The 7,644-nt window shown below is 49.8% G+C and carries 5 protein-coding genes and 1 pseudogene; all 6 read right to left on the minus strand.

Annotated elements, in window-relative coordinates; all coding sequences use genetic code 11:
• Nucleotides 1–19: 19 nt before the first annotated feature.
• The gene (locus K2G43_RS06800) at nucleotides 20–1,261 is read right to left on the minus strand and encodes a hypothetical protein (RefSeq protein ID WP_300153715.1); all 1,242 of its coding nucleotides are present in this window, start codon (nucleotides 1,259–1,261) and stop codon (nucleotides 20–22) included.
• A 40-nt stretch (nucleotides 1,262–1,301) separates the two neighbouring features.
• Nucleotides 1,302–2,324 carry a FimB/Mfa2 family fimbrial subunit gene (locus K2G43_RS06805; protein WP_297643617.1) on the minus strand — a complete coding sequence of 341 codons (1,023 nt, stop codon included), beginning with the start codon at nucleotides 2,322–2,324 and terminating at the stop codon, nucleotides 1,302–1,304.
• 34 nt (nucleotides 2,325–2,358) lie between these two features.
• Nucleotides 2,359–4,302: an Mfa1 family fimbria major subunit gene (locus tag K2G43_RS06810; RefSeq protein ID WP_300153717.1), complete on the minus strand. Its 1,944-nt coding sequence runs from the start codon at nucleotides 4,300–4,302 to the stop codon at nucleotides 2,359–2,361.
• A gap of 37 nt (nucleotides 4,303–4,339) precedes the next feature.
• Nucleotides 4,340–5,776 (minus strand): DUF3868 domain-containing protein, encoded by a 1,437-nt coding sequence (locus K2G43_RS06815; protein ID WP_297643619.1) that lies wholly within the window; start codon nucleotides 5,774–5,776, stop codon nucleotides 4,340–4,342.
• A 12-nt stretch (nucleotides 5,777–5,788) separates the two neighbouring features.
• Nucleotides 5,789–6,373: a DUF3575 domain-containing protein gene (locus K2G43_RS06820; RefSeq protein ID WP_297643620.1), complete on the minus strand. Its 585-nt coding sequence runs from the start codon at nucleotides 6,371–6,373 to the stop codon at nucleotides 5,789–5,791.
• A gap of 849 nt (nucleotides 6,374–7,222) precedes the next feature.
• Nucleotides 7,223–7,644: pseudogene (locus K2G43_RS06825) on the minus strand (prephenate dehydrogenase/arogenate dehydrogenase family protein); the annotation flags it as partial.

The raw sequence follows: 7,644 nt of genomic DNA on the forward strand, positions 1-7,644 counted from the left end.
CCGAAAATCCCCTTTAGCTTTATAGTCCGAATATAGGTTCAAGTACGACTTCCCAATAGGGTTCCACATCTACTTCCCAATCCAGTCCATATTCTTTGAACGTAACGTTCACCTTCACATGCGTGTTGCGGAAGAGCGAAGCAAGCTGCGGCAGGATAGCGGTATATACATTTTCATGAATAGAGCCTTCGTCAAGTGTGGTGACGCTGAGCTTGTATTCCTGTAATTTCAGTGGATTATCGCCGCTTATCAGGTTCTGGCTTTCGGGGAGATAGAACTCAGTTCCCGCCGATTTCGATGGGGCAATGGTAAGCTCCTCCTTTATCTCATGCTCAGCAATGGCATGCTGCACGCCTTCCGGCACCTCATAATCGGTCAGCCATTGATACTTGTCGATGTTGTTGCCCTCTTTTGTCTTTTCCGCTTCATCTACCATCCAGTCTATCCAGCTCTTGTCGAGAGGTACGGCGCTTTTCTGCTCCGTGTCTGCCACCCAATACTTGTTGTCACTATTTTTATTGACATGTGGCATCAGGTATGCTTTATCCGCTATCTGGTCAATCGCAATTTTTTTGATTGTGATGTTTTTAGTTATTGACTGGATGGCGTTGGTAAATGTGAACGAGAATTTGGTGGCAGCACGTACTACGTACAAGGTTTCTAATAATTTATAGCTATCGTTCTGTGAGTCGTACTGTGAGTCGTTCTGTAAGTCTTTTTTGCTTGGTATGCTCACCTCATACATAGCGGTCATCGGAATGCCGTTGTCAAGATCGGAAGGGAGGGCGAACACATAGTCGTCTGCCTTTGCCTTGCCTTCACTTCCTGTGGCGGCGAATGCCTCGTTGGTGAAGTCGAGCGGATTTCCGTCCGCATCCTTCAGCCCTTTGCCGTTGGCAATCAGGTAAATTCTTTTCTTGCATCCGGCTTTCACCTTGAAGTTGTGTCCGTCTATCAGCGACACGCCGGTAGAGGCGCTTTCTATCAGGCGGTTGTACTCCACTACCCATTTCGTGCCTTCTTCCGTGGCTGCCGGCTCTTCCGAAACAATCACTATCAGTAGCTGATTGATTTTTTCATCTGCCGGCTTCTCGTCTTCCGCACGTGTAGAACCTCCTGCCACGTCTGTGTGGAAAGTGAGGAATACGCTGTTGTCTTCTTCTTCAGACGGTCCGAGGGATTCGTGGTCGCACGAGGCGAATCCCAGCAAGCCGCAAAGAAGGAGGCCCATGCTGATAATATGTAGATGTTTCAAATCCATTTGAAAAATGTTTTTTTTCTTACGTAAATTCTTCCGCGTGTTATAGTTTCGCATCGTTGATGCGCACCACCCAGTCGTTCACCACGATGCGTGTATTCAGCCAGGAGTCGTTGCTCTTCAGGAAGAAGAAGAGTGTCCATTGGCTTTCGCGGTCCAGGTATTCCTGGTCTCCCATCCGGTAATGTTCGCTGCGCAGCAATACCAGGTAGCGGTTCAGGGGGAAGTCTATCACCGTCTTGCCGTTCTCCCGGTTTGTCACCAGCAGGCGCGGGCTGTTTTTCGTCATCAGGCGCGAGGTGCTCAGCTCGGCGTAGGCCACTACCACGGGTTGCGGCTCTACCTGGTCGGGGCCAACGATGGCTATTCCCGCCTCAGCCTGGCCTTTTACCCAAGGAGTGTAGGTCACAGTCTCTCCTTCAGGGAACAGCACTTCATCGTGTATCAGGTCGTTGTCGTGTCCGAACAGGATGTTGCTGTCGGTAATCTCGAAGTCGAAGTCGGCGGCATCAAGCGGTTCGCCGTCCACGTGCTGCAACACGATGCGTATGTTGTTGGTGTTCTTCATCATCTTCACTGTCCCTTCGTTGTAGAGGTCGGCCGTTTCAAGGGTGAGGTCTCCCCAGAACATGTCGTGCAGCTTGCGCCGTACGGGCGAGGTGAGGCAGTCGGCATCCATCAGTGTCTTCAGGTCGGTCCACTTGCTGCCTGCCGCCGGAGTCTGTACCGGTGTGAAGGAGCTTTGTTCGCATGCCATTCCACCGTATGCCACGAAGTGGTAGTTGCCCTTTTCAAGGTCCAGGGTCATGCGATAGTTCTCGTCCTGCAATTCGGGGCCTGTCACGACCTTGGTGTCCACATAGTTGTCTTGCTCGTCGTAGATGTAGAGCGTCAGGCAGTCCACACTCGACGGGAAGGCGTTTGCATACAGCATGTTGTAGTCGTAAACAAAGCGGAGGGATACCCCGTGCTGACATGGTTTCAGGTCGTCGTAGATACTTTCGCAGGACGTGAACGCAAGACCTATGGCTGCGGTGCAGAGCACCGCAGCCATGAGGCTTGCCATTATATTTCGTTTACAAGTATGCATTTGTCACTTTTTAGAATTCTATATTATTGATACGAACCACCCAAGGCAAAACCTCGACTTTTACATCCAGATATACCTCGTCTTTCTCGTCCGGAGTATCCGGAGTAACCGGGTCGGGGTCGTTTTCCGTCACGCGCGGATGACCGAGTTTCTTGATGTTGAGTACGGCCAGCTTATATACGTTGTTGCGTACGACGGCGAACTCCATTTTTCCCATGATTCCGTTGTTTCCGTTGTCGTTGTGGCGGTTCCAGTAGAAATAGTAGCAGTAATATCCGGGCACTCCCTCGTCGCTGCTCGACTGGTAGAGGGTGAACTCATTGCCGGTTGCGGCTGCCTTGAACGCTTTCAGGGATGTTTCATCTGCCATATGTTTGTTGTTGTGCCAGATGTTCCATTTGTGGTCGGCGCTCTCGTTGTCGTCGCTATACACACCGGGTGTTTCCGATGTGCCTGCTACAGGGTCGTTCGTGGGGTTTCCGAAGGCGGCTTTGAACAGCGAGCTTCCTCGTCCCTCTTCGATGGCCTTTGCGCGGACTTCTGTCCAGCTTACAAAAATTTCATTGCCGTAAACGTAGAGGATGGGGTCTGTCGCTCCGTTTCCGGTAGCGCTTGTAAGTGCTTTGTGCAAAGAGCTTTCCGATTGTACGTCGGTGGCAATCATTTTAGCCTTGAACACGATGCCGGTAGAGATGCCGTTCGTCTGTTTGGCCGGATCTGCCGGAATGGTGTTTTCGGTGGCGTAGCGCCAGATTTTGTAATCGCCTTTTGTCCCAGTGCCTTCATTCCAAGACACATCATTATCGTCAGTTCCCTTCAGCACGTCTGCTATTTTGTAGGTGAGCCATTGTTCGCGGGCGTTCTCGTTGATTTCCCATTTGCCGTTTTGGGTATGGCCTAAACAGAAGTTGAAATGGTCTGCATAGGTGTTTCCTGCAATGATGGATCCGCTGTTCTTCTCTTCTGCATCGGTATCTACTACGAAGTTGGAGGAAGTTTCGGGCTTGCCAATCGCTGAGCCGCCGTTCAAGCCGTCAGCCGACACACGGCGCAGGTAGTAGAAGTTCTTGCTCATGTTGACAAGCGCCATCTTCTGGAGTTGAACCTGCACGATTGTTTTACCGTCTTCCTTTATCACGTCGTATGTGTTGTTCTTTCCGGATCCGTCTCTGAAATCGAAACGGGCTACGGAACGTTCCACCTTGACGGCACCTCTATTGTCGATGGTGCCGCCTGACATGCCGCTACCGCTCAGGCCGGTGTTCATAGCAGAAAGCTGGAACGGATTCTCCACTTCGTTGAACTTGTCCCAGTCAGACAAGATGGCCGGAATCTTCTTGGTGACCATTTCGTAGGATGACATCAGGAAACCGCCTTCGTTGTGGTTGGGGCCTCCCCAGATGGCTGCGTTGTCGCTTTCTCCGTTTGTCTTTTCCTCGATGGAGCATACCTTGCTGTGCCAGGTGTCATCTCGCGGAGCCGTGTTTTTGAAAATCTCTTTCAGGGCATCGATGGGGTTGCAGAATACAAACACATGTATCGATTGCTCCTCTGCGGTGAGCGTATTGTCTTCTCCATAATAGCTGGATAGGGCTGTTCTTGAGATGGACTGTATGGCGTTCACCTCTCCGTTGGCATCGGTTTGCAGGTATTCCACCTTCTCTGTGTAGCCGATGAATTTATTGTCCTTGTCGGCCAGTACCAATAGTACGGATTTCACTTCGTTCTCATAATCCTTACCGATTTCGGTTCCATCGTTGCTTCCGCCATTGTCGTTGGTCGTACTGCGTGTTCCGATTCCCACGGGAAGTTGTGCCGCTACTTTCAAATACACTTCATTGGAACCATTGTCTCCTGTTCCGGGATTCTCTCCAGCCAGATCTTCATGACTACACCCGGCAAACGCCAAAGCGAGGGCAACTGCAAAGAACTGGTATAATTTTCTCGTTTTCATATTATTATAACAGTTTTAAAATTCTTTTTTTCTTTGATTATTCCACGTATCCTCTTTCTTTCATTTCAGCCAGGATGACGGCTGCTTTTTCAAATCCCATTCCGCGGGCCTGTTCCAGGTATCTCACTGCCATCTTGTAATTGTTCTCGCGTATGGCGAGTGCGGCCCGTGCATAGACAGCTTCTGCCGAGTAGCCCGCTTTGTCGAGGTAGCGGTGTGCGGCTTCGTAGTTGTCTTGCCTGATGGCTGCATTGGCTGCGTTCAGGTTGGCAATCTCGTCGTTCGGGTAGAGGTGCACGGCCGTTTCAAACACGGCTGTAAATTCTTCCGTACCCGGTTCATACGTAGAGGCAAGCAGGTAGAATTCTTCCAGACTCAGATTCTGCGGGCGTTCCCTCATAATGCGTTTGATCTCTTCCACATCGTTGTAGCCGCGTATGGTGTAGTCGATGCGGTAGTCGGTGTGGCGCAATGCCGGGTAGCAATGCTGCAACAGGAAGCGATACTCTTCGGGATAGGTGCTTTTGATTTTCGCCTCTTTCGCGTCCGGTTCGAGGTTGCTGTCGATCATCGCCAGTATCTCGGTACGGTGGTTGATGTTTGACTTCTCCACAAACAGCCGCAATCCCTGCCAGTCTTCCGGCTCATAGTCCGTGCTGATGGTGTTGCTGTCGAAATGGTATAATTGCTGTATATGATCCTTAAGCGCCTGTGTACGTCCTATGGCCAGGTCGCGGTTGTGCGCGTATGGACTTTCGGGTGAGGCGTATCCTTTGAGCCATACGGAGTTGATGGACACGTCTTTGTCGTAGCGCACGGAGTCGATGGTGGCTTTAATCTTGCCCAGTTCCACCGTGTTGCGGCGGTATTCGGGATAGATCACCGTTTTATCGACGGGGAAGTCGATGAATGCCGAACCCGACAGCGAGCGGCTTTTGGGCCCTTTCTCTACTTTGGGGTGTGCGAATGCCAGTTCGGGGAAGAAGGCCTCGTGATAGGTGCCGAAGCGACCTTCGTGTTCCGCCTGTATCTCCTGACAGCAGCCCCAGTCGCTGCGGTGCAGGGTGAGTGTGGCACCGTCCATCCACTTCTTGTAGTCGATGGAGTTGTTATAGCTTATCAGTTTCGGCTTCTGCGATGCCCGGAGCGTGGTTTCGTCTGCGCCCGAGATGCTGCCCATACCGTTTCGCACATAATGGTAATAACGCCGGCGACCATAAACTCCTATGGCCGGCAGGTCGCAAGAGTCCGTTCCGTTGACCAGGCGCGGTGTGAGCAGTACGGCACGGTTGCTCTCCACATCGAGTGCCGCCAGATCCACAATCATTTCTGTGGTAAGGTATTTTCCGTTCCGTTCCATCTTGAAGTGGGTGATGGAAACGCCGGGGACTATGCTTTTAATATCCTGTGCCATTGTCCCCGATACACATCCCAACCCGATGAGGGCTGTCAGTATGAATATCATCCTTTTCATGTTCATCGTGATTTAAAACAGGTAAACTAAGTTGATGGCCGCCTTGGTGGGACCTACGTAGTGGTGCGGCTTGTCTGCCTCAACTTTCGTCCCGCACTCTGCGCACGGGTACTTGTCGAAGCGGGTGTAGGAGTAACCGAACCCGATTTCCGCCTCCAGGTTCCAATGGTGGCCCAATACCCATGCGTAGCCGTATGCCACGCCTGCGCCGATGAACCAGCCTTGGTAACGGAAGTCTTTCAGTTTACGGGCATCTGTGCCGAGAAAGTTGTATTTCCCGTTGAAGCCTCCCATGTTGTACTGTCCTCCGTGTGCGTGCGCACCGAGGAAATGTCCTGCGAATCGGTCGCAAAACCAATAACGCGCCTCAGGTTGTAATGCCCAGTGTTTCCACCGCCTGTCGTGCGACAACGTCCAAGCATTAAATTGTCCGGTAACATCCAACGTCCACTTAGGCGCGAGTCCTACCTCAAGCCCCAGGTTAGGGCTGAGCACAGCATCGGCAAGCAGGTTGGTTTTTACTGCTACATTTTGTCCCCGGACAGATTGAAATACGCCGGCAATGACGATTGTTAGAAGTAAAATAATTCGTTTCATTATTCTTTATCCTTTAGTCTTCATTTTCTGTAAATCATTTTTGCTTCCTCTTTTTCCCCGACAGATTCGGGGCTGTTTGGAAAAGATGGAAAGTACATCTCTTCCCAAGAGATGGAATGCAATTGCAAAAGGTAGGGAATCCATCTCTTCCCAAGAGATGGAACTAGACTGCAAAAGTAGAGCGTGTTATGGATATATCCAAGCATTTTCTGCATTTTTTTTTGATTATTTTGTTCAATAACGGCTTTTTGCGGGAGTATAATCAACTTTTTTGAAAAAAATGCAAATAAAATCGGTTGGAGAAGATGCGGTAACTATGTGAAAAAACAAAGAAAAACAGGCCTATAAAATCATGTGAGGCAGAAAAACCTTGTTACTATTTTTTTTATTGTATTCATTTCGCTTTGCCTACCATATAATGGCATTGTTTTGTAATATTCTATTCTGTTTTTTTATTGTTGCAGAAGTGTCGTTTTTATGCCGATAAAGTATCAATTTAATACCTAATGGGATGCTATTTAAATCTCTATGAAACATTTGGTAAATTCGATCCATCTCTTGGGAAGAGATGGATCGAATATGTCTCTGATAATGTAAGTTAATTTTGAGTTTCGCAAGCTCTGTTTTTCCGGTCGGATGTCCTGTTTTCGTTTTCTCCTCTCTTTGTTTTGCTTTTTGCATGTCGCTGTTTTCAGTTGTACGACACCCGGATGTCGTTATGCTTAACACCCGGGTGTCGTCATACCTAAAACGGCACTTTGTCCGATCGGAAGTGCCAAACTGGTTTACCGGAAGCAGCGGTGGTGAGCTTGATGTCCCCTCACCGGCGCAGAGTGGACTTAGGCTATGTTATCTGATCTTCTCTCTGATTTTAGCCAGGTATTTCTTCATGCCGTCCGCATCCTTGTTTTCGATGATTTCGAGCAGATTCTTCAGTTCAGTGCGTATATTGGCCACTTGCGAGGGGGTGCGGGGATTGAACAGGATTTCCTGAAGCAGGAAATCGTCTTCGTTCAGCAAGCCTTGGGCAATCGCCATGTGCTTTTTGAAGGTGGTTCCCGGCGCTTCTTGGTGCTTCATGACCGCTGCGAAGACAAAGGTCGATACGAACGGGATGGAGAGGGAGTAGGCCACCGTTTCGTCGTGCTCGTCGAAAGTATATTCGAAGATGTTCAGTTTCAGGGTCTGGTAGAGATCTTTGAAGAAGATTTTTCCCAAGTGGTCGCCTTCGCTGATGATGATGGCATTCTCCGTGTTCAGGTGATTGAGGC

Source organism: Bacteroides sp., assembly GCF_029057325.1.
In the GTDB taxonomy this organism is placed as follows: domain Bacteria; phylum Bacteroidota; class Bacteroidia; order Bacteroidales; family Bacteroidaceae; genus Bacteroides.